The 22,314-nt window shown below is 65.2% G+C and carries 19 protein-coding genes; 9 read left to right on the top strand and 10 right to left on the bottom strand.

What is annotated here, in order from left to right; translation table 11 throughout:
• Positions 1-389 precede the first annotated feature (389 nt).
• The gene (locus Q0082_RS14850; protein ID WP_298194075.1) at positions 390-3,086 is read left to right on the top strand and encodes a TonB-dependent receptor; all 2,697 of its coding nucleotides are present in this window, start codon (positions 390-392) and stop codon (positions 3,084-3,086) included.
• Positions 3,087-3,317: 231 nt separating this feature from the next.
• On the opposite strand, the gene Q0082_RS14845 is transcribed toward Q0082_RS14850, so the two are convergent.
• Together Q0082_RS14845 and Q0082_RS14840 are read right to left on the bottom strand one after the other, a co-directional pair.
• Entirely contained in the window at positions 3,318-5,504 is a 2,187-nt protein-coding gene (locus tag Q0082_RS14845; RefSeq protein WP_298194073.1) for a molybdopterin cofactor-binding domain-containing protein, read from the bottom strand.
• Positions 5,501-5,974 carry a (2Fe-2S)-binding protein gene (locus Q0082_RS14840; protein WP_298194071.1) on the bottom strand — a complete coding sequence of 158 codons (474 nt, stop codon included), beginning with the start codon at positions 5,972-5,974 and terminating at the stop codon, positions 5,501-5,503. Before Q0082_RS14840 ends, Q0082_RS14845 begins: the two co-directional genes overlap by 4 nt.
• Positions 5,975-6,218: 244 nt before the next feature.
• Here Q0082_RS14840 and Q0082_RS14835 point away from each other — a divergent pair, with 244 nt between their 5' ends.
• The 8 genes from Q0082_RS14835 (at position 6,219) to Q0082_RS14800 (ending at position 12,329) form a co-directional block, all read left to right on the top strand.
• Entirely contained in the window at positions 6,219-6,923 is a 705-nt protein-coding gene (locus Q0082_RS14835) for a TetR family transcriptional regulator C-terminal domain-containing protein (RefSeq protein ID WP_298194069.1), read from the top strand.
• A gap of 281 nt (positions 6,924-7,204) precedes the next feature.
• A complete protein-coding gene (locus Q0082_RS14830; protein ID WP_298194067.1) occupies positions 7,205-8,398 on the top strand; it encodes an amine dehydrogenase large subunit in 1,194 nt (397 codons plus the stop codon).
• A complete protein-coding gene (locus Q0082_RS14825; RefSeq protein WP_298194064.1) occupies positions 8,398-8,970 on the top strand; it encodes a MauE/DoxX family redox-associated membrane protein in 573 nt (190 codons plus the stop codon). The genes Q0082_RS14830 and Q0082_RS14825 overlap by 1 nt, the downstream gene beginning before the upstream one ends.
• 4 nt (positions 8,971-8,974) lie before the next feature.
• Positions 8,975-9,577: a methylamine utilization protein MauD gene (locus tag Q0082_RS14820; RefSeq protein WP_298194062.1), complete on the top strand. Its 603-nt coding sequence runs from the start codon at positions 8,975-8,977 to the stop codon at positions 9,575-9,577.
• A 55-nt stretch (positions 9,578-9,632) separates the two neighbouring features.
• Positions 9,633-10,175, top strand: coding sequence for a methylamine dehydrogenase light chain (locus tag Q0082_RS14815; protein WP_298194060.1), 543 nt, complete (start codon positions 9,633-9,635; stop codon positions 10,173-10,175).
• A gap of 57 nt (positions 10,176-10,232) precedes the next feature.
• On the top strand, positions 10,233-10,772 hold the full coding sequence (locus Q0082_RS14810) for a cytochrome C (RefSeq protein WP_298194059.1): 540 nt from the start codon (positions 10,233-10,235) through the stop codon (positions 10,770-10,772).
• Entirely contained in the window at positions 10,769-11,764 is a 996-nt protein-coding gene (locus tag Q0082_RS14805) for an XdhC family protein (protein ID WP_298194057.1), read from the top strand. The genes Q0082_RS14810 and Q0082_RS14805 overlap by 4 nt, the downstream gene beginning before the upstream one ends.
• Positions 11,745-12,329, top strand: a complete 585-nt coding sequence (locus Q0082_RS14800; protein WP_298194056.1) for an NTP transferase domain-containing protein — start codon at positions 11,745-11,747, stop codon at positions 12,327-12,329. Before Q0082_RS14805 ends, Q0082_RS14800 begins: the two co-directional genes overlap by 20 nt.
• Here Q0082_RS14800 and glpK read toward each other — a convergent pair.
• From glpK to Q0082_RS14760, 8 genes are all read right to left on the bottom strand, one after another.
• Positions 12,326-13,810: a glycerol kinase GlpK gene (gene glpK / locus Q0082_RS14795; RefSeq protein WP_298194053.1), complete on the bottom strand. Its 1,485-nt coding sequence runs from the start codon at positions 13,808-13,810 to the stop codon at positions 12,326-12,328. The genes Q0082_RS14800 and glpK overlap by 4 nt on opposite strands.
• Before the next feature lie 123 nt (positions 13,811-13,933).
• On the bottom strand, positions 13,934-14,749 hold the full coding sequence (locus Q0082_RS14790; RefSeq protein WP_298194051.1) for a DUF6454 family protein: 816 nt from the start codon (positions 14,747-14,749) through the stop codon (positions 13,934-13,936).
• Positions 14,750-14,882: 133 nt separating this feature from the next.
• Positions 14,883-16,661, bottom strand: coding sequence for an amidohydrolase (locus Q0082_RS14785; RefSeq protein ID WP_298194049.1), 1,779 nt, complete (start codon positions 16,659-16,661; stop codon positions 14,883-14,885).
• A gap of 111 nt (positions 16,662-16,772) precedes the next feature.
• Positions 16,773-18,149, bottom strand: a complete 1,377-nt coding sequence (locus Q0082_RS14780; RefSeq protein WP_298194046.1) for an L-serine ammonia-lyase — start codon at positions 18,147-18,149, stop codon at positions 16,773-16,775.
• Positions 18,146-18,655, bottom strand: a complete 510-nt coding sequence (locus tag Q0082_RS14775; protein WP_298194044.1) for a prolyl-tRNA synthetase associated domain-containing protein — start codon at positions 18,653-18,655, stop codon at positions 18,146-18,148. Before Q0082_RS14775 ends, Q0082_RS14780 begins: the two co-directional genes overlap by 4 nt.
• Positions 18,652-19,179, bottom strand: coding sequence for a sarcosine oxidase subunit gamma family protein (locus tag Q0082_RS14770; RefSeq protein WP_298194041.1), 528 nt, complete (start codon positions 19,177-19,179; stop codon positions 18,652-18,654). The genes Q0082_RS14775 and Q0082_RS14770 overlap by 4 nt, the downstream gene beginning before the upstream one ends.
• The gene (locus tag Q0082_RS14765) at positions 19,172-22,036 is read right to left on the bottom strand and encodes a 2Fe-2S iron-sulfur cluster-binding protein (RefSeq protein ID WP_298194039.1); all 2,865 of its coding nucleotides are present in this window, start codon (positions 22,034-22,036) and stop codon (positions 19,172-19,174) included. The genes Q0082_RS14770 and Q0082_RS14765 overlap by 8 nt, the downstream gene beginning before the upstream one ends.
• Positions 22,033-22,305: a sarcosine oxidase subunit delta gene (locus Q0082_RS14760; RefSeq protein ID WP_298194036.1), complete on the bottom strand. Its 273-nt coding sequence runs from the start codon at positions 22,303-22,305 to the stop codon at positions 22,033-22,035. Before Q0082_RS14760 ends, Q0082_RS14765 begins: the two co-directional genes overlap by 4 nt.
• Positions 22,306-22,314 lie beyond the last annotated feature (9 nt).

Genomic DNA, 22,314 nt, shown 5'->3' with positions numbered 1-22,314 from the left:
GCTGCTGCTGCGGCTGCGCCAGAGGTCATCATGTGCAGGTTTTGCTACAGGCGCAACGGCTCTTGCGCCGGCATATGCTGCAAATGCGAAAATGGATGTTGACTCCTGATTGTAATGTAGCATCCTCGCCCTTTAGGACAGGCGTCAAAAATGGCGCATCCCGGGGGATACAACAGACAGATAATGCCGTGCCCACGCACGGTTTCGGCCAGAGTTCGCTAAGCGTCCATGGCCCAAGGTTATTCTTGCAAACTGCGAAAGCGCAGGCGGGAAGAACCGGGTGAAGGCACCGCGCAAGCGGCGCGTGACGGCGGCCAATGGTCGCTTCGCAGGAACGAACACGAAGGAGCCTTACGGACTGAGTGTATTGATTCAGGGAGCCAAATGAGATGAAGAACAAAGCCGGTCGCCGGTCGCACACGCTGAGGGCGCTGTGCCTTTCTACCATTCTTACCGGCATCGCCGCACCGCACGCCGCGTTTGCGCAGGAAGCGCTCGCACCTCAGGCTGCTCCTGCTGACGATACCAAGCCGACCGGCGGTTTCGACGAGATCATCGTCACTGCCACGCGCAAGTCCGAAAGCGTGCAGAAGGTGCCGATTGCGATCCAGGCACTGAGCTCCGATTTCCTTGCCCAGCGGCAGGTGAAGGGCCTTGCCGACTACGCAGCCTTGCTTCCCTCGGTTTCCATCGCCGGCATCGGGCCGGGCCGCAACGAGGTCTATTTCCGCGGCATCGTTCCTGCCGGCGGTGCCTATGCCTCGGTTGGCTACTATCTCGATGAAATCCCCATCACCGGCCAGGAAGTGCCCGATATCCAGGTCTACGACATGGAGCGCATCGAAGCTCTGTCGGGTCCGCAAGGCACGCTGTTTGGTGCTGGCTCGCTTGCGGGCGTGCTGCGTTTCATTACTGCCAAGCCCAAGATCGGCTCGTTCGAACTCGGCGTCGATTCCGAAGTCAACAAGTTCGGCAAGGGCGGCTACGGCGGCACCTTCAAGGGCTATGTCAACATTCCGGTGAGCGACAGGCTCGCCATCCGCGCGATGGGCTACTACCGCAAGGAAGGCGGCTACATCGACAATACCGACAACAAGGGCCAGTTCATCAGCGGCACGACCGATGATCCGCTGAAGCCCGATCCGCGCCCCGCAGTGCTCAATCTGGGTGATGACAATCCAGCGACGTCCTTCACGCTGAGCAATTCGTCGATCGCCAAGAAGGACTACAACCCGGTCTACGAATACGGCGGCCGTCTCTCGATGCTGTGGGACATTGCCGATGGCTGGGAAATCACCCCGTCGGTCACCGCGCAGCGCCAGATCTCCTACGGCTACTTCGGCTACGATCCGCGCGTCGGCGATCTTCAGGTCCACGACTACGACCTGACCCGCAACGACGACAGGTGGGTCCAGGCAGCGCTGACGGTGCACGGCCACATCGGCGATTTCGATCTCGTGTCGGCCACCGGTTATTACTACCGCAACCGCAAGATCAACAACGACTATACCTACTACACCGTCACCTACGACAGCTTCGGCGCCGGATACGAGAACTATCTCCAGTTCTTCGACAAGTCCGGCTGCACCGGTTCGGGCGCAACGCTCAAGTGCACCACCCTGCTCAACCCGAACCAGTATTATCACACTGTGCAGCAGAACAAGAAGTTCACGCAGGAAGTCCGGCTGACCACGCCCAAGACCTGGCCATTTGATGTGACAGTTGGCGCATTCTATCAGCGCCAGAAAAACATCACCGACAACAACTATGCCATTCGCGGGCTTGATCAGATCGTCGGCTATACCGAATCCGGCGGCGGGGATAGCAATCCGGCCGGTTTTGGCATCCCGCAGGCGCAAGGCGGCACGATGATCCTGGGCACCCCTGCGGTGCGTGGTGATGCGTATTACCTCGAAGAGTTCGATACGCTCTACCACGATACAGCGGTGTTTGCCGAAGCGCACTACAACATCACGCCGACGATCAAGGTAACGGGCGGCATCCGCTACTTCTGGACCGATTTCCAGACAGCCGGCTTCCAGGGCGTGGGCGCCTCCGCGGCCGTTGCTCCCTCCATCTTCCTGCCGACGGGTGCGATCGGCTGCCCACTGCCCCTTACGGGTCCGCGCCTGCAATGCCGCAACACCAACGCGCTCGATCCTGAAAGCATCGGCCGCTACAGCGAGAAGGGCCAGACGCACAAGATCGTGGTCGACTGGCAGTTTGCCGATCAGAAACTGCTCTATGCCAACTACTCGACCGGTTTCCGACCCGGCGGCTACAACCGCCCGCTGCGCCTGCGCAAGACCGATACGCAGCCACAGGTCGTGGTTGCCGCGCCCCCCTTCGAGTCCGAAACGCTCACCAACTTTGAGCTCGGCTTCAAGGGCACGTTCAACAACGTGTTCCGTCTCAACATGGCCATCTATCTGGAAAAATGGAACAATATCCAGTACGGCCTCGTCGTGGCGGGCGCGCAGGGTGCAGGCTACACCGGCAATGCCGGCAAGGCCGAGGTCAAGGGCATCGAGTATGACGCTGAGCTCAAGCTCGGCAAGTTCACGATCGCCAGCAGCGGCGCCTACAACGACGGCAAGCTGAAGGGCAACTTCTGCAACTTCGTTGCGAACCGCGATACGAAGATCATCTCGCAGCTCGCGACGTGCGCGCCCGGCGAGTTCATCCCCGGCAACCTCGATACACCGTCGGTCGCGGCGGCCGATGGCACCCGCCTGCCGCGCCAGCCCAAATTCAAGGGCACCACGACGATCCGCTATGATACCGATTTCGGTTCGATGAAGGGCTACATCCAGGGTGCGGCGCTCTACCAGACTGGCGCGACGCAGGATCTGAACGAGTTCAACAACGGCCTGCTCGGCAATACCCCCGGCTTCGTCAGCTTCGATTTCGGCGCTGGCGTACGCAAGGATCACTGGACGGCGGACATCTTCATCCAGAACGCGTTCGACCGCCGCGGCCAGCTGACGCGCAATACCTTCTGCTCGATTTCGGTCTGCGCCGGTTCCTCGCGCACTTTCACGATCCGCCCGCAGTTCTTCGGGCTGAAGTTGGGCTATCGCTACTAAGGCGCGGGCTACATCAGATTACCCTGCCGAAAGGCACCCTTCCCCTCGCGGTTCCGGCCGCGGGGGGTTCTTTTTTGATGGCGCGCGCTGCGCACCAACCGTCATTTCAACATTCGCGAAAACGGCAAGGGTTCGAACAGGCAAGAAAGGACCCCTCCCGCCAATGCGGGAGGGGTCCTTTCTTGCGCCATCAGGCGATGTCAACCCGGCGCCAATACGGCGCCAGCGACGTCACGCCAGCGAGAGAGGCAGGCTGCGCAGCCGCTTGCCCGTTGCATCCTTGATCGCATTGGCAATCGCCGGGATCACCGGCGGCAAGGTCGGCTCGCCAAGCCCGGTCGGCGGATATTCGGTCACCACCCAAGTGATCGCGACCTCGCCGGGCGTCTGGTTGATGCGGATCAGCGGGAAGTCGCCGAAGTTCTCGGTCGTCACCGCGCCCGCCTTCTGTTCGGTCGGCTGCCACACCAGCGCCTGCGCGATACCGTCGATCACCGCGCCCTGCATCTGGTGTTCGGCATTGAGCGGGTTGATCACCTGGCTGCCGATATCGCCCGCCACCCAGACCTTGTCGATCGTGATCTGGCCGTCTGCCACGGTGAGGTCCACCACTTCGGCAAAGTAGCCGCGGTGGCTGAAATAGAACCCGAAACCGCGCCCCTTGCCGGCGGTGGTCGAGCGCTTGCCCGTCCAGCCCGCAAACTTCGTCACCGCCTCGACCACGCCGCGCGCGCGCGGCGTGTCGAACACCGGCTCATCGGGATCAGACGAAGGAAACTGGCGCGGCGCGCCCAGCGTCATGATCATCAGCGAGGGCAAGTCCGTGCCCGCCGCTTCGGCCACTTCGTCGAGGAAGCCCTGGAACACGAAAGCCACCGCGTTCGAGGTCGGCGCGCGCAGCCAGCCCGTCGTCACGTTCGTCTTGAGGTACGAGACGCCATAATGCACATCGGGCAACGCCGGCCCGGGGAACTCGCTCGCGAGCATGGCCGCCGCGCGCATCGGCTTGCCGTTTGCGCCGAACGTGATGAAGTGATCCTTGAGCGCCACCAGCGCGCCGCTCGCATCGATCCCCGCGGTCATGCGGTGCCATCCGGCGGGCCGGAAGTAATCGTTCCGGAGGTCGTCGGTGCGATCATAGAGCAGCTTGACCGGCCGGCCTGGCAGCGCCTTCGCGATGCAGGCGGTCTGGACCATGAAGTCGCTCATCAGGCGCCGGCCGAAGCCGCCGCCAATACGGGTCATGTGGATCGTCATCGCAGCCGGATCGATCCCCAGCACCTTGGCGACATCGCCGCGCGCGGTGCCCGGATCCTGCGTGGGCGCCCAGAACTCGAGCTTGCCGTCCGGATGCCATAGCGCGGTGCAGTTCTGCGGCTCTAACGTGGCGTGGGCGAGGAAGGGATAGGCATAGTCTGCCGTCACCACCTTGGCCGCCTTGGCAAGCGCCGCGTCGGCGTTGCCGGCCTTGAACAGGTCCGCCGCCGGCGCCGCCGCCAGCATCGCCTTGGCCATGGCGCTATAGCCGTTGGTCGAATAGCCGTCGAACCCTGCCGTATCCCACTCGACCGCCAGCTTCTCGCGCGCCTTGTGGACGCGCCACCAGCTGTCGCCGACAATCGCGACGGCATTGTGCTTGCCCGCCGCAACCTCGCCATCGGTGATCGGCACGACCGCGAGGACGCCCTTTTCCTTCTTGACCGCGGCATCGTCGAAGCGCTTGAGTGTGCCGCTGATCACCGGGCACTTGACCATCGCGGCATAGAGCATGCCCGGCGGGTGCGCATCGATGCCGAACAGCGGCTCGCCGCGGACGATCGCCGGGGTATCCACGCCCTTCATCGGCTTGCCGACGATCTTGAAGTCCTTGGGCGACTTCAACGGCACCTTCTCGAGATCGGGTGCGGCCATCTTCGCGGCCACCGGCGCAAGCGCGGCATAGGTGATCGAACGGCTGCTCGCAGCGTGCAGAACCTTGCCTTCGCTCGTCGTAAGGCTGGCGGCGGGCACGCCCCACTGCTGCGCGGCAGCGGCAATGAGCATCGCGCGGGCGCCGGCACCGGCCTGCCGTGCGGGCAGCCAGTTGAGCGGCGTCGTCATGCTGCCGCCGGCGAACTGCGGGCCATACTTGGCGCCATCATCGTCGGCTTGCTGGATCTTGACCTGGCTCCACGCGACGTCGAGTTCCTCGGCGATCAGCATCGGCAGCATGGTCTTCACGCCCTGCCCGATCTCGGGGTTCTTCGCGAGGATTGTCACCGTGTTGTCGGGCGCAATGCTCACGAAAACACCCAGCATGGCGGGTTCGGCGCCGCCCGGTGCAGCAGCGAAAGCCAGTTTTGCCTCGAAGGTCAGGGCGGCCCCGCCGGCCAGCGAGGCGGCAAGGAACGAGCGGCGGGAGACGGAGACGGCGTTCATGCGGCAGCTCCCGAAATGGCCTTGCTCGCCTCGGCGATGGCCTTCTGAATGCGCAGATAGGTTGCGCAGCGGCAGATGTTGCCCGCCATGCCCGCGGTTACTTCATCGGCGGAGGGCTTGGGCGTCGCTGTCAGCAGCGCGGTGGCCGACATGATCTGGCCGGCCTGGCAATAGCCGCACTGCGGCACGTCGAGCGCGGTCCAGGCCTCGACCACCTTGGCGCCGACCGGCGAGGCAGCAACGCCTTCGATTGTCACGATATCCTTGCCCGCAGCATCGGAGAGCGCCGTCTGGCACGAGCGCACCGCCTCCCCGTTCAGGATCACCGTGCAGGCGCCGCACAGGCCTGCGCCGCAGCCGAACTTGGTGCCCGGCATATTGAGGTCCTCGCGCAGCACCCACAGCAGCGGCTTGTCAGGCTCGACATCGACGGTGCGGGGCTTGCGGTTCACGGTCAGCGAGATCGCCATTGCGGTCCTTTCAAGTGGCCGGGGCGGCATCGGCACGCCAGACCGGCAAAGTCGCGAGAATTTCCACCCTGTTTCCTCGGCGATACAGCAACGTATCAATCGAGCTTAGGCCGGGTAATAACCGTTTAATTACATATACTAAACTTTACCCCGTAAAGTCTGGACAAAGTTCAAGATTCCGTCAAGAGCGATTTGCTGAAAGGGCAGGCTGGTGGCGCTTGTCCGCCCATGCTACGCCTCGCGCATGGATCGTAATACCGTCACGCTGGCAGAAGAGCTCCGCGAAGCCGGTATTCCCATTGACGAAGCCATGGCCAGCGGCCCCCGCCCCGGCACTTATGCGCGGGGCACCGAAACCGTTGGCGTCATCCTCAAAGCCGCGCACGATGTGCTGATCGAGGAAGGTGCGAGCGCGTTCACCATCCGCCGCATCGCCAGCGCCAGCGGCATGAAGGTCGGCAATGTCAGCTACCATTTCCCGCGCAAGGAAATGCTGATCAAGATCATGCTGGACGAGCTGCTCGAGAGCTACGACAAGCTGCTCGAAAGCGAAGTCCGCCAGCCTGCGATCTCGCCGGAAGACCGCTTGCGCCTGATCGTCAAGCTGTGTCTCGACGATATCGCCGGCAAGCGCACCACGCGCCTGTTCACCGAGTTATGGGCGCTGGCCAATCACAATCCCTTCGTCGCCGACCGCGTGCGCGCGTTCTACCAGCGTGTGCACGATTTCATCGGCGAGGTGGTTATCGAGCTCAATCCTGCCCTTTCGCCGGACCAGGTCCACACGCTCGCGCTGTACATCAGCGCCTCGATGGAAGGGACGACACCCTTCCTCGGTTTCGAGAAGCCCTGGGCCGACAAGATGCCGCAGATCACCACGATTGCCGCCGAGGCCATGGTGGCACTCGTCAAGTCGATCACGCCCGAACAGATTGCGCAGGCGCACTAGGAAACCGGGTTCCTGACGCGGGCTGTGGCGGCAGCAGGGCACACACCGCACCCCTCTTCCGACCTGCCATTCAAGCCATTCGCATCGGTCAAAAAAATCCCCGACAAAGCGCTTGACTAAAACTGGACGCTCGTCAAAACTTTCTCGCAACTGCACAACGCGCAGCAGATTGCCGGCCTCTCGCAAGTACCTCATGGTAGCGGGCGGGATCGCAACCTGCAGGGGCTGCGTTGCTGCAGATCGAAGGGTTCAGGCGTTTCAGGCAGAAGGGGCCAGGCCAGATGAAGATGATGAAGGTTCAGGGCAAATCATCGCTCTCCGTCATGGGCAGGAACACCGCTGCGGCTGCCTGCGCGATCGCCTTGCTGGGCGGCATCCCGGCCGCCCACGCGGCTGATCCGCTGCAGCCCGATCCAGAGCTGGAGGCCGTCACGCTTCCCGCGCCGAAGCCCAGCTGGGTCTTCGTTGAGCGCGGCTTCGTCATGCCGGGCAACGCGATCTACGACACCGATACCGGCAAGATGCTCGGCCTCATCGAGTCTTCGAACCTTTCGGACCTCGCGCTCGATCCCGCCGGCAAGGCCTTCTACGTGTCCGAAAGCATCTGGACCAAGGGCTGGCGCGGCACCCGGCAGGACATGATCACGGTTTATGATTCCGCGACGCTCAAGCTGAAGAGCGAGATCACGATGCCCGGCCGCATCCTGATCGGCGGACGCAAGTTCAACTTCGTGATCGCCGACGCCGGCAAGACAGCCTATGTCTACAACCTCGATCCGGCCTCGTCGGTCAACGTGATCGATATGGTGAAGGGCAAGTTCCTCAAGAAGATCGAGCTGCCCGGTTGCGCCAGCCTGATGCCGGTCACCGGCGTCGGTTTCTCGGCACTGTGCTCCGATGGCTCGCTCGCCACCGTCAAGGTCGCCGCCACCAAGCCGGAAATCACCCGCTCCGCGCCGTTCTTTTCGGCCACCAACGATCCGATCTTCGACAATTTCGGCTATGACGGCGCGAAGCAGGAGGCCGTGTTCCTGACCTATACCGGCCAGGTCTACACCGCCAAGCTCGGCGCGACGCCGACCATTTCGGAGCCCTTCTCGATCCAGGCCGCGGCCGGAGTTTCGCCCGCCGATACCAAGCCGCTCGACGTGCACTGGTATCCCGGCGCGCGCCAGGGCCTTGCCTATCACCTCGGCACCGGTCACGCTTTCGTGCTGATGCACACCGGCGAATACTGGACGCACAAGGCGCCCGGCACCGAAGTGTGGGAACTCGACGTCGCGGCCAAGAAGGTCGTGAAACGCATCCCGCTGGAAGATCCGGCTGAAGAAATCGCGGTGACCCAGGAACCGAACGCCAAGCTGGTGCTCGCGGGCGAAAGCGGGACGCTGCTGATCCTCGATGCCAAGACGGGCGAAGAGAAGTTCAAGCTCGAGAAGTCGGCGGGCGGCGTGCTGCGGACGCTGGAGCCCTGATGGCAGACGGGGGCGCCTTGACCCTGGCGGTGCTCGGCGGGACGGGGCTCAGCGTGCTCGGCTATGCCGGGGCGGTGGGCGTCGGGCTCGTGTTTCTAGGCGCTGGCCAGGCCAAGCTGCGCCACACCGATCTTCTGGGCGGCGTCATCGCCAATTATCGCTTGCTGCCCACCGCGTTGGTCGCTCCGGTCGCTGCGGTGCTGCCGTGGCTGGAGTTGGTGGTAGGCATCGGCCTGATGATCGGCACCTGGCTCTTCGCGCCTGTCGCCATCGGTTTGCTGGTCATCTTCGCCGCTGCGATGGGTATCAACATCGTCCGCGGGCGCCGGGAGATTGATTGCGGGTGCGGCCGTTCGGACTTGCGTCAACCGCTCAGCTGGCTGCTTGTCGGGCGTAATCTTGCGCTCGCCGCCCTCCTTGCGCTCTGCCTCGTCTTCGTGCCGGAAACCGGGCTTGCCCCGATGGACCGCGCTGTTGCCTATGCCGGCGGCATCGCTGTCTACCTGCTCTACCTGCTTTTCAACGCCATCGGGGCGCTGGCGGCTTCGCCGCTCGCGGCCCAGCGGAGGTAACCGAATGCTGCAAGCTCTGCTCGTCTCGACGATCGTGTCGTGGATCGTCATCCTGCTGCTGGTGGTCGCGCTACTTGCGCTCGCCCGTCAGGTTGGCGTGCTGCACATGCGCGTGGCCCCCGCCGGCGCCTTGACGACTTCGGCTGGCCCTGCGGTCGGCAGCGCGGCCACCGCGATCCCCGCCACGACGATCGAAGGCACCGCGACCACGGTGGGCGGCCACGTTCACGGCGTGCCGCTGCGGCTGCTGATGTTCGTCTCGCCCTCATGCCCGCTATGCAAGAACCTCATCCCGATGGCCAAGTCCTTCGCCCGCGATGAACGTGTGCAGCTCGTCTTCATCGGCGATGACGATGTGGCCGCGCAGCGCCAGATGATCGCCGAACACAGCCTTGGCGGGTATCAGTTCATCAACGGTCCGGAAGTCGGGCAGGCCTACGAAGTCGCAAAGCTACCCTATGCCGTTCTGATGGACGAGCACGGCACGATCCTCTCCAAGGGCCTCGTCAACAGCCGCGAGCATCTCGAAAGCCTGATCATCGCCCACGAAATGGGCATCCGTTCGGTCCAAGACTATATCGGCAAGCTCAAGGCCGTCGCCAATTGATCGCCCTTATCCCATCCAACGCATACGGTTCCAGCGCACTACAGGGGACAAGCTCATGAAGACCTTCAATCCCGACGCCATGGGCGAAAAGTTGCTCCGCCGCTTTGCCGGCGGTACCTCGCGCCGCGGCATTCTCGCCCGGCTCGGCCTCGCGCTGGTTGCCGCGCCGGTCTTCCCGGTCCTGCCGGTCAGCCGCGCCAGCGCCGCCAAGCCCGATCGCTCACCCGAGGCAAAGACGACCTTCGCCCGCAATGCTCAGAGCAAGGACGACACCAAGTGCGATTACTGGCGCTACTGCGCCATCGACGGCTCGCTCTGCTCGTGCTGCGGCGGCGCGGTCAACCGCTGTCCGCCGGGCGCGGAACACTCGCCCGTCTCGTGGGTGGGCACCTGCATCAATCCCGATGACGGCCGTGCCTACCTGATCGCCTACCGCGATTGCTGCGGCAAGGCCTACTGCAACAAGTGCGATTGCGACGGCACGGACCGCGAAACGCAGCTCTACGTGCCGCAGCTCAACAACGACGTGATCTGGTGCTTCGGCACGACGAGCATGGAATACCACTGCTCGACCGCGGTCCTCGTCGGCACGGCCTGACGCTGCTGGGTCGAACGGGGGTTCCGGCAGGCGGCGAACGGGTCTAAGGATAGGCGTATGAACAAGCGCATGGGCCTCATCGCCGCTGCCGCCCTGCTTGGCGCCGTGTCGCTCGGCTCGCTCCGCGCGGCTGAGCCGGACAACCATTCGCCCGAGATCACGGCGGATGTGCGCGCCATGATGGCAGACCCTGAACTTGCGCAGAGCGACTTTATCGAGAACTGCGCCGGTTGCCATGGCCTGCGCGGCACGACCGTCCCCGCACACCTGCCAGAGATCAAGGACCGCGTCGGCTGGTTCATGTGCACGCCGGAAAGCCGCGCCTATCTGCTGCGCCTGCCCAATGTCGCGCACAGCCGTATCACCGACAATGCGCAGCTCGCGGACCTCATGAACTACGTGGTCTTCGTGCTCGGCGGCAAGAGCGTGCCCGCCGGCACCAAGCCGTTCACCGGCGAGGAAGTCGCGCACGAGCGCCAGTTCGCCCTCACCAGTGTCTCGCTCAAGGCAGAACGGCTGCGGCTGGCGAATGAATCGATCCGCAAGTGCCGCGCCCCGGCTTCGCTGCGTCTCCAGTATCCGGGCTCCAAGCAATGACGGCTCAGAGCGGGGCCGCGCACGATGATCGCAGCATTCTCGGCCTGCTGCTCGAAGGCGCTGCAACCGGTGTCGAAGGCGTGCTCGTCACGCTGACCGGGATCGAAGGGGGCTCCTCGCGCGGGATCGGCGCGCAGATGGCCGTGCTTGCTGATGGCCGCAGCGCCGGGTCCTTTTCCGGCGGTTGTGTCGAAGCTGCCGTGATCGCAGAAGCGCAAGACGTGCTGGCGCGGGGCCAAGGCCGTACGGTGCGATACGGCATCGGCTCGCCCTATCTGGATATCCGCCTGCCCTGCGGCGGCGGGATCGACCTGCTGTTTACGCCGCGTCCCGATCCCGCCGTGATCGCGCAGGTTCTTGCTCGGCTTGTCGGCCGCAAGGCAGCCACACTCCGGCTTGGCGAGGATGGAGTCACCTTGGCCGACGCCCCGGGCGCACAGGGCTTCCAGCGCGCCTATGCGCCGCCGCTGCGGCTTGTCGCGCTCGGGCACGGCGAAGACCTCATTGCCCTCGTTCGCCTTGCGCGCGCTTTCGGCCTTGCGGTGGAGGCCTACGCACCTGCAACCGATCGCCACGCCGCGGCTGAGCCCGGCATCACGCTGCTGGCGAGCCGCACCGCGCTGCCGCTGCTGCTCGGCGATCCCTGGACGGCCTTCGTGTTCCTCTTCCACGATCACGATTGGGAGGAACACCTCCTGCCCCTCGCCCTGGCGCAGGACGGGTTCTACCACGGCGCGGTCGGCAGCGCGCGCACGCACCGGGCGCGGCTTGCGGGTCTGCGCACCATCGGCGTTCCGCAGGCCAGCCTCGATGCACTGCGCGGCGGGATCGGCCTCATCCCGGCGACGCGCGATCCCGCGACGCTCGCGCTCTCGATCCTCGGTGAACTGGTTCAGGACTATCAGGCCTGCGCGGGCTTACCAGGCTGGAGCGGGCACGCCCCGGGCCGGTCGGGGCAAGATCCCGCCGCGCATGTCCCCACCCGCAACTGAGACGGACTACACCGGCATCGCGCTGGTTCTGCTCGCTGGCGGGCAGTCCGTGCGCTTCGGTGGCCCAAAGCTGATCGCGCCGCTTGGCGGCAAGCCACTCGCGCTTCACGCGGCACAGATGCTGGCGGCCCTGCCCTTCGCCGCGCGCTATGCGGTGATCGGACCTCATGTGCCCGACCTTTCCGACCTCGGCTACACTTGCGTGCCGCTGACACCGCCCGGCGCTCCGCAGGCCCGCTCCCTCGCGCTGGGGATCGCCGCTGCGCAGGCGGCGGGGCCGCGCGGCGTGCTGGTGGCGCTGGCAGACATGCCGCTGGTCCCGCCAGCCCACATCCACGCGCTCGTCACCCAGTTCGATGGAGACCGCATAGCCACCGAAGCGGATGGCGTGACCATGCCGCCCGCCCTGTTCGGCGCGGCCCACTATGCCGCCCTCACCGCACTCGATGGCGATCGCGGCGGCGCAGGCCGGCTCAAGGGCGCGCCTGTCGTTCCGCTCGATCCCGCGCTCGCGCTCGATGTGGACCGACCCGAAGACCTCGTCCGCGCCGCAGCGCTGCTTTAGAGCAGCGCCCGCGCCACGGCCTTGTGCCACCCGGCGACAAGATCGCTGCGCAGCGCCGCGCTCATCTTCGGCTCGAAGCGGCGGTCGCTGGTCCAGGTTGCTTCCAGCGCCGCGAGATCGCTCCACACGCCCGTCGCAAGTCCGGCGAGGAACGCCGCGCCCAGCGCCGTCGTCTCGACGCTGACCGGCCGCTCCACCGGCGCGACCAGCACGTCAGCCAGAAACTGCCCCAGCCAGTCGTTCGCCGCCATGCCGCCATCGATGCGCAGTGCGGCATCGCCGGGGTTGGCATCCTCGCGCATGGCATTGATCATATCGAGCGTCTGGTACGCCACCGATTCGAGCGCCGCGCGGGCGACATGCGCCGCGCCCGCATCCAGCGTCAGCCCGCAGATCAGCCCGCGCGCATCGGGGTTCCAGTGCGGTGCGCCCAGCCCCACGAAGGCCGGCACCATGTAGACGCCGTGGTTGTCCGGCACGCGCACCGCCATGTCATGCGTGTCGGAGGCATGGGTGATGATCTTGAGCCCATCGCGCAGCCACTTGACCGCCGCACCCGCCACAAAGATCGCGCCTTCCAGCGCATAAGTCGTCTCACCGTTGAGGCGGTAGCCCACGGTTGTCAGCATGCGCTTCTTCGAAGGGATCGGCTTGGTGCCGATGTTCATCAGCGCAAAGGCACCAGTGCCGTAGGTCGATTTGGTCATGCCGGGGCGGAAGCACGCCTGCCCGAACAGCGCCGCCTGCTGGTCCCCGGCCATGCCCGCAATCGGAATTGCGCGGCCGAGGATCGCGGGGTCGCACTCGCCGAATATGTAAGAATTGTCCTGCACGTCCGGCAGCACAGAGGCAGGCACGCGCAGCAGGCGCAGCAGTTCCTCATCCCATTGCTGCTTGCCGATATCGAACATCAGCGTGCGCGAGGCGTTGCTCGGATCGGTCGCATGGACCTTGCCGCGCGTCAGCCGCGAAAGGAGGAAGCAATCGATCGTGCCGAAGGCAAGTTCACCCCGGTCCGCCGCCGCGCGCGCGCCGGCCACTTCATCGAGAATCCACGCGAGCTTGGTGCCCGAGAAGTAGGGATCGAGCAGAAGCCCGGTCTTCGCCGCAAACAGCTGCTCGGCCCCATCTGCCTTGAGTCTTGCGCACGTATCTGCCGTGCGTCGATCCTGCCAGACAATCGCGCGGTGGATCGGCTTGCCCGTCGCTCGGTCCCACACCGCCACCGTCTCGCGCTGGTTGGTGATGCCGATGGCGGCGATGTCCGCCACATCGATTCCCGCTTTGCTGACCGCCTCGCGCAGCACGGTGACAACATCCTGCCAGATGTCTTCCAGATCATGCTCGACCCAGCCCGAGGCCGGGTAATGCTGTGCAAATTCGCGCTGCGCCACCGCGATCGGCTTCGCGGCGGCATCGAAAACGATGCAGCGGCTGGAGGTGGTGCCTTGGTCGATGGCAAGAATATAGGGGGGCTGCATGGGTCTCCTCTCGTGGCCTTGCGCCGTTTGCCCCTGCCTATCCAAGCGGCGCGCGCTCCGGAAGCGCCGTTTGCATGCAGCCCATAGAATTTTGATATCGGGAGGCGATCAGCCCCAAGGTCCTCAGGCGTCGAGGCGGAATTGAAACACCCGGCTCGGGCCGTCCTCGGGCAGGACATAGAGCTCGCGGCCCTCGATCGCCATGCCTTCGCCGGTGATCGGCCCACCGCGACCGAACGGGCGCACCGTGCCGATGAAACCGGCCTTGAGCGAGCGGGTAACGCGCATCTTTGCCGGATCGATCCAGTCGACCGTGCCGTCGAGCCAACCGACATTACCGCCCGCAACCAGCTTTCCGCCGGCGAACTTCATGTCCTGAAAGTGCGTTGCCGAAGGGTTCGGGACCACGCGCACCGGCTTGTCGCCACGCGCCAGATCGAACTCGTAGAGCATCCGGCTGTCCCAATTGCCGGCCACAAGACGTGTGCCCTCTGCCGCCACGCAGCCGATATGATCCGCGACCGCAATCCGGCGGCGAACCGAAAGCGTCACAGCATCGATTTCCAGCAGCACCGCAGAGCTGTCCGGCCGCAGTTCGGCCACCGGCACCCACAGCGATCCCCCAACCAGCGAGAGCCCGCCGGGATGGTAGCGCGCTCCGTCGGTGAGCTCGATCCGCCGCAGGAACTGGCCGCTCGCGCGGTCGAACACATGGAGGAATGCCCGGTGCCGCTCATGGTCGACCGAGGTGATCCAGACATGGGCCGGGTCGAGTGCCAGACCCTGAACATGGAAGACCTCGCCCTGCAGCTGCAGGGCACCGATCAATCTCGCATGCTCCAGTCCGGTGCCAGACAATCCGGGCACAGTCGCGACCGAAAGACTCGAGGCGAGGTGCAGCATCGCCATCAAACCGCTGCGCAGAAGCTTGCCGATCATCGCCGTAATGCTTTCCGAAGCCCATGGGTTTCGGCCGCGCATTGGCGCGATACGGAGTCAGATCGATGGCAATTCGCGGGAATTGCCCCATTACTGCAATATTGCCGGCTTCCCCAGCCTTATCCACAGGCCATTACTTGGCGAGTGCGGCTTTTTTGCCACTACCGGGACGCTGGTAGACCAGCTTCCCGCCAAGAAAAGTCATGTCGACCGCACCAGTGAGGAACGTCTCCATCGGCGCGGTCAGCGGATCGAACGGCAGGACGATCATGTCGGCCAGCTTGCCCGGCTCCAGCGTGCCTTTCTCGTTTTCCTCCCACGAAAGGTACGGCCCGTTCGCCGTATACATGCGGATCGCTTCCTGCCGGGTGACGGCTTCCTCCGGCCCGCGCACCGCCCCGCTCGGCCCCTTGCGGGTTACCGCGGCATAGAGCCCCACCAGCGGCCCGATCGGCAGGTTGTCGCTGGCAAAGGCCATGAATAGGCCGAACTTCTTGACCGGCGTCACCACGGCATTGTTGTGCGCGAGCCGCCAGTCATCGAGCAGCGCGGCATAGCGGTCATCGAGATTGTAGAGGAAGTTGGGCTGCTGCGAGATCATCACGTGATCCTGCGCCATCGTCGCCATGGTCGCGTCGGGCGGCATGATCGTGAAGTGATCAAGGAACCAGCGCCGGTCATTCGATGCAAGGGCGGAATCGGGGATTGTCGTCAGCGCGTTGTGATAAGCCTTCACTGCCTGCACGATGGCCGCATCGCCGATGGCATGGATGCCCATCTGCCAGCCGAGCTTGGCCGCGCTGTCGACCAGTTCCTGCAACTCGGCATCGGTAAAGCGTCCCTTGCCGCGAAAACCGGGTTGGCCCTTGTAGTCGGCCAGCAGCCACGCGGTCGGCCCGGTGAAGCCGCCATCGACCGCATTCTCGCCGATTGCGCCGAGCCGCAGTTGGTTGTCGCCATAGCCGGTGTGATAGGGAAATGCCTTCAGTCGCTCTGCGCCGGGATGGATGATGTACATCGTGATGCGCGGCAGCTCGTTGCCCATCTTGGCGTAGATCTCGCGCGCGCGCGTCCATGTCATGTTGGACGCGCCCCACAGCGGATCCAGGTCCTTCGAGTCCGTGCCGCCCTTGTCCACCGGCTCGTCATCGATCGTGCCGCTGGCATCATGGAAGCTGGTGATGCCGAGTGCGAGCATCTGCTTGAGCCAGGTGATCGTGGGGCCACGCATCGCTTCCCAGCCTGGATCGGGAATGAACTTCGAGACCACATCCATGCGCTCACGGATGATCCCGCTCGGCTCGCCGTCCGGCCCGCGCTCGATCAGGCCAGTCGCAGGCTCAGGCGTCGACTTGTCTACCTTGGCGATCTTGAATGCTGCCGTATTGTACGCCGCCGAATGCGATCCCGCGCGCAGCAGCGCGACCGGGTTGTTGGGCGCCGCCGCATCGAGATCGGCGCGGCTCAGATTGCGCTTCTCGGCAAAGTTCGATTCCTGCCAGCCATAGCCGGTGATCCACTTGCCCGGCCCCAGCTCCTTTGCCTTGGCCCGCAGCATCGCCTGAACTTCGGTGATGCTCTTCGCATCCTGCACCGCGATATCATTGGGCGAGACGGGCTTGGGATGGAGGTGCGTATCGGTAAAGCCCGGCATCAACGTCTTGCCGCCAAGGTCGATCACCTTGGGCGCGGAATAGGCATTCAGCAGCTCCTCGCCGCCCACCGCAACGATGCGCTCGCCCTTCACTGCCACCGCTGTCTTGAGCGTAAACGCGCGGTCGACGGTGATCACCTGGCCCTTGTGGAGGATCAGATCGACCGCTTCCTTGGCCAAGGCCTGCCCCGCCGGAAGCGCCAGCGCCGCCGCCACAAACCCACCCTGCAGCCACTTGCCGAAACGCGAAACCGCCATGTCGATACCCCCAACCCCGAACACTTGTCCTAGATCGTATCAAGGGGTGCAAGCGCTGTCGACGAGCATGTGCCTGCCCTCCATAAATAGGGACAGTCCCTATTTATGCCTTCAGCACTCGACGACGTTGACCGCGAGCCCGCCCTGCGAGGTTTCCTTATACTTGTCGCGCATATCGAACCCGGTCTGGCGCATCGTCTCGATCACCTTGTCGAGGCTGACCATGTGTTCCCCATCCCCCAGCAGCGCGAGGCGCGAGGCGTCGATGGCCTTCACGGCCCCCATCGCATTGCGTTCGATACAGGGAATCTGCACGAGGCCCCCAACCGGATCGCAGGTGAGTCCGAGGTTATGCTCCATGCCGATCTCGGCCGCGTTCTCGATCTGCGCGTTAGACCCGCCGAGCACCGCCGTCAGCCCCGCTGCCGCCATCGAGCACGCGACCCCAACTTCGCCCTGGCACCCCACTTCCGCGCCCGAGATCGAGGCATTGCGCTTGTAGAGCGCGCCGATCGCCGCCGCCGTCAGCAGGAACACACGCCGCCCCGCCTGATCGCCGCGATAGCAGCGTTCGTAATAGCGCAGCACCGCCGGGATGATCCCCGCCGCACCATTGGTTGGCGCGGTCACCACGCGGCCGCCCGCGGCATTCTCCTCGTTGACCGCCATGGCCCAGAGGTTGATCCAGTCCAGCACCACCAGCGGATCGCTCAGCGCCGCCTGCTGGCGCGCGACGAGCTCCGCCGCGATGCCCTGCGCGCGGCGCTTGACCCGAAGGCCCCCCGGCAGCACGCCGCCTTGCGACGTACCCCGGTCAATACAGGCAGCCATCGTATCGGCGATCAGGTCGAGCCCCTGCTCCACCTCGGCGAGCGGCCGCAGCGCCGTCTCGTTTGCCAGCATCAGCTCGGCAATCGTCAGGCCAGCCTCACCCGCCATCTTGATCAGCTCATCGCCGGTCGTGAAGGGATAGGGCACCGGCGCGGCATCCCCCGCAGGCGCATTCCGGCCCGCCTCGTCCTCGTCGAGCACGAAGCCGCCGCCAACCGAATAGTAGAACCTACGCAGCAGGATGGCGTCATCCCTGCCGAACGCGGAAATTGCCATCGCATTGCTGTGGAAAGGCTGCCGCTCGCGCTGGTGGAAATGAAGATCATCCACCGGCGCAAAGCGCACGCGGTGCCGGCCGAGCAGGTCGATCTGCCCCGTCTCATGCACTGCCGCAATTTTCCCGGGCGCCGCGTCGATGTCGATTTCGGACGGCGTCTCGCCCATCAGCCCCAGCAGGACGGCGGTATCGGACGCATGCCCCTTCCCCGTCAGCGCCAGCGAGCCATAGAGATCGACCTCGACCCGCACCGTCTCGGCCAGCAGCCCGCGCTCCTCCAGCAGCAGACCGAACCGCCGTGCCGCGACCATCGGGCCCACGGTGTGCGAGCTTGAAGGCCCGATGCCGATCTTGAACAGCTCGAAGGTCGAGACGGTCATGCCGGGTCGGCGACCATGCGCTCGGGGATCGTCACGATCAGCGGGTCATGCCCCCACGCCGCCAGCGCGCGCACCAGATCCGCGCCCGGCAAGCCCACCGTCGCAGTATTGCGCAAGGGATGGACGTGCACCGCATCCGCCGCCGCAAGTTCGGGATCGAGCACCACGCGCACCGCGCCGCCCGTATCGTTGATCGCGGCCAGCGGGGTCACCGAACCCGGTGTCACCCCCAGCAGCCGCTCCATGTCCTCGGCCTTGCCGAAGCTCAGCTTCTTCGCGCCGATCGCGCCGGCCAGCGCCTTGAGGTCAACGCGGCGCGAATGCTCCACCGTCACCAGCCAGAACTGCCCGCCGCTGTCCTTGAGGAACAGGTTCTTGGTATGCGCACCAGGCAGCGCATCGTGGATCGCAAGGCTTTCCTCGACGGTATAGACCGCCTCATGCTCGAGGATCGACCAATCGATCCCCAGCGCCGCGAGGGCATCCTTGAGCGCCGCCTCGCTCATTTCGCGTGCGGCATCACGGCTAGGAACGCGTTCCACAGCCAGGTCGCAAAGCTGCGCCAGACTTCCACGTGCCAGCGATCCTCTGCCTCGCGCCAGACCACGATCTCCACCGTCTCAAACACCGTCCGCGTCGCGCGGCCCACGCCCATCTTCGCCAGATCGAGCGGGCAGCCGCTGGATAGCACCGCGAGCGCCCCCGGCCCTTCAAGCACCAGTCCCAGCGCGCGCGAGGAAACGTCGACCACGCTCGCCGGCAAGCCCTCAACGCGCGGCAGGTCGGTCCCCGCGGGCAGCAACGCATACCATTCGTCTGGACCAAGGCAGGCAATCCCGCCATCGGTATCGCCGATCTTCCCTGGCAATGCGCGCCCGATCACCGCGGCCAGAACCTTGGCATCGCGCGCCCGCAGCGAATAGCGCGCCTTGGGGTCAGCATGCGAAAGGCGAACGCCATCACCCTGCACCGGCTCGGTGCCCAGCTTCAGCTCCGCCGCCGAAACCGCGATCTCTGCGATCTCAACCATTCAGGCGGCTCCCTTCCGGATCATAGAACATCGGTGCGACCACCTTGGCGCTGATCGTCCCCGCGGGCATCGGAATGTGCAGCGTCTCGCCCATCCGGTCACGTCCGCCCGCCACCAGCGCCATCGCGATCGAGCGGCCCAGCGTCGCGCTGTGGTACGAAGACGTCACGTGCCCCAGCATCGTCATCGGCACCGGCTGGTTCGGATCGGCGACGATCTGCGCGCCCTCCTCCAGCACGGCCTGCGGATCATCGGTGAGCAGGCCGACCAGCTGCTTGCGGCCCGGCGCCACGATGTCGGGCCGCGCCAGCGAGCGCTTGCCGACGAAATCTGGCTTCTTCTTGCCGACGGCCCAGCCAAGCCCCGCATCGTCCGGCGTGATCGTCCCGTCGGTATCCTGCCCGACGATGATGAAGCCCTTCTCCGCGCGCAGTACGTGCATCGTCTCGGTGCCATAGGCGACCGCGCCGTGCTTCTGGCCTTCGGCCCAGATCGCTTCCCACACCATGCGCCCATGTTCGGCCGGCACGTTGACTTCAAAGCCGAGTTCGCCGGTGAAGCTCACGCGGAACAGCCGCGTCTCCACGCCGCAGATCCGGCCTTCCCGAACCGCCATGTGCGGGAAGGCTTCCGGCGAAAGGTCGATGCCTTCCATCAGCGGCTCGATCACGCGGCGGGCCTTGGGCCCCTGCACCGCGATCACTGCCCACTGCTCGGTCGTGCTGGTGAGCCAGACGTCGAGGTCCGACCACTCGGTCTGGAGGTAGTCCTCCATCATGTTCAGCACGCGCGCCGCGCCACCGGTCGTGGTCGTCAAGTGGAACCGGTCGGGCGCAAGCCGCGCCGAAACGCCGTCGTCGATGATGAACCCATGCTCGCCCAGCAGCAGACCATAGCGGCAGCGGCCCGGCTCCAGCGATTTCCACGGGTTCGTGTACATGCGGTTGAGGAACTCCGCCGCATCGGACCCCACCACTTCGATCTTGCCGAGCGTGGAGGCATCGAACACGCCCACAGCCGAACGCACCGTGCGGCACTCCCGCGCCACCGCCGCGTCCATGTCCTCGGAGCCTTGCGGGAAGAAACGCGCACGGCGCCACTGTGCGACGTTCTCGTAGACCGCGCCATGGCTCGCAGCCCAATCATCGATCACCGTCTTGCGCAGCGGCTGAAACAGCGCTTCCTTGTGGTGGCCAAGGATCGCGCCAAAGCTTTGCGGCGTATAGGGCGGGCGGAACGTGGTAAGGCCGATCTCGGTCACCGGGCGGTGCAGCACGCCTGAGGCGATCTGGAGGCCATTGAGGTTCGAAGTCTTGCCCTGATCGGTCGCCATGCCATTGGTGGTGTAACGCTTGATATGCTCGATCGAGCGAAAGCCTTCCTGCACCGCCAGGCCGATATCACGCGCCTTCACGTCGTTCTGGAAATCGACGAAAGCCTTGCTTTCATGCAGCGGCTTGGGCGCAGGCAACAGCCCGCCCGGAAGGCCCTTGCCGAAGCTCCACGCACCCGCGCAAGCACCGACGCAGCGCAGGTTCTCATGCGTCTTGTCGGGCACGAACGCGCCCCAGGCCTCGTCCCAGCGCAGCGTGCCCTTGGCATGGCTCCACAGATGCACCGTCGGCGTCCAGCCACCAGCCATCAGCACGGCGTCGCAATCGAGCTGCTGCCCCTTGCCGAAGCCTGCCAGCGCGATGGTCACGCCCTTCACTGCCTGCCCGCCGGAAATGCTTGTCACCGCATAGCCCTGATAGCAGGCGATCCGCGCATCCCGTGCGCCTTCGATCAGGTCGGAGGCAACATCGCGCCGCAGATCGACAATCGCAGCGATGTTGACGCCTGCCTTGTGCAGCGCCAGCGCATCGCGCCAACCGCTGTCATGCACCGCCATGACGACGACCTTGCGGCCCACCGCTACGCCATAGCGCAGCGCGAAAGTCTTCGCCGCGCTCGCCAGCATCACGCCGGGCACATCGTTGCCTTCAAACACCAGCGGGCGTTCGATGGCGCCCATCGCCAGCACGACTTCGCCCGCCCGGATGCGCCAAAGCTTCTCGCGCGGCCCTTCGGCCTCGTTCACCGCCAGATGGTCGGTCAGCCGCTCGGCCGCGACGACGAAGTTCTGGTGATAGTGGCCAATGGCCGTCGTGCGTGAGAGGACGGTCACGTTGTCCATCGCCGCCAGCTTCGCGCTCGCTTCCGCCAGCCACGCCCACTGCGCCGGATCGCTGAGCGCGCCGCCGCCGATTTCTTCCTGCTCGTCGATCAGGATCACGCGGCCGCCGGTCGCCGCTGCTTCCAGCGCCGCAGCAATGCCCGCAGGCCCAGCACCCACCACCAGTGTCTCGCAGTGCGCGTACGTCGCATCGTAATGATCGGGATCGCGCGTCGTCGGGCTGTCGCCCAGCCCCGCAAGCCGCCGGATGATCGGCTCGTAGACCTTCTCCCACGCGGCGCGCGGCCACATGAAGGTCTTGTTGTAGAAGCCCGCCGGGAAGAATGCAGACAGCACGTTGTTGACCGCGATCAGATCGGTCTTGAGCGTCGGGAAACGGTTCTGGCTCACAGCCTTGAGCCCGTCGTGGATCGCAACCGAAGGCGCGCGCAGGTTCGGCGTGACCCGGCCCGGGCCGCGGTCCACCGTCACCAGCGCATTGGGCTCTTCCACGCCAGCACCGAGGATACCGCGCGGCCGGTGATACTTGAACGAGCGCCCGAACAGCATCTGCCCTTGCGCCAGCAGCGCGGAGGCAAGGCTGTCTCCGGCATAGCCCCAGCGCGCCTTGCCATCGAACGTGAAGTTGCGCTTCGTGCGGCGGTCGATCCGCCCGCCGTCTGCCAGACGAAAACCGGTCACTTGCGGGCCTCCCCGGCCTTATAAGTTGTCTCGAAAACGTCCGTCACCGTATCGCGCACCGCGTTGAAGAAGCGCCCGCAGCCATGCGAATGGCGCCACCGCTCATGGTGCCGCCCGCGCGGATTGCTGCGGATGTAGAGGAATTCCTCCCACTGCTCGTCAGAGTAGGTCGAAGGATCGACGGGCCGCGCAATATGCGCTTCGCCGCCATAGGCGAACTCGACCTCGGGCCGCGCCTCTTCGCAATAGGGGCAGTGAATCAGCAGCATGTCGTGTGC

Origin of the sequence: Novosphingobium sp. (genome assembly GCF_027489515.1) — a bacterium.
Taxonomy (GTDB): domain Bacteria; phylum Pseudomonadota; class Alphaproteobacteria; order Sphingomonadales; family Sphingomonadaceae; genus Novosphingobium.
This window is presented reverse-complemented; position numbering and strand designations above follow the sequence as displayed.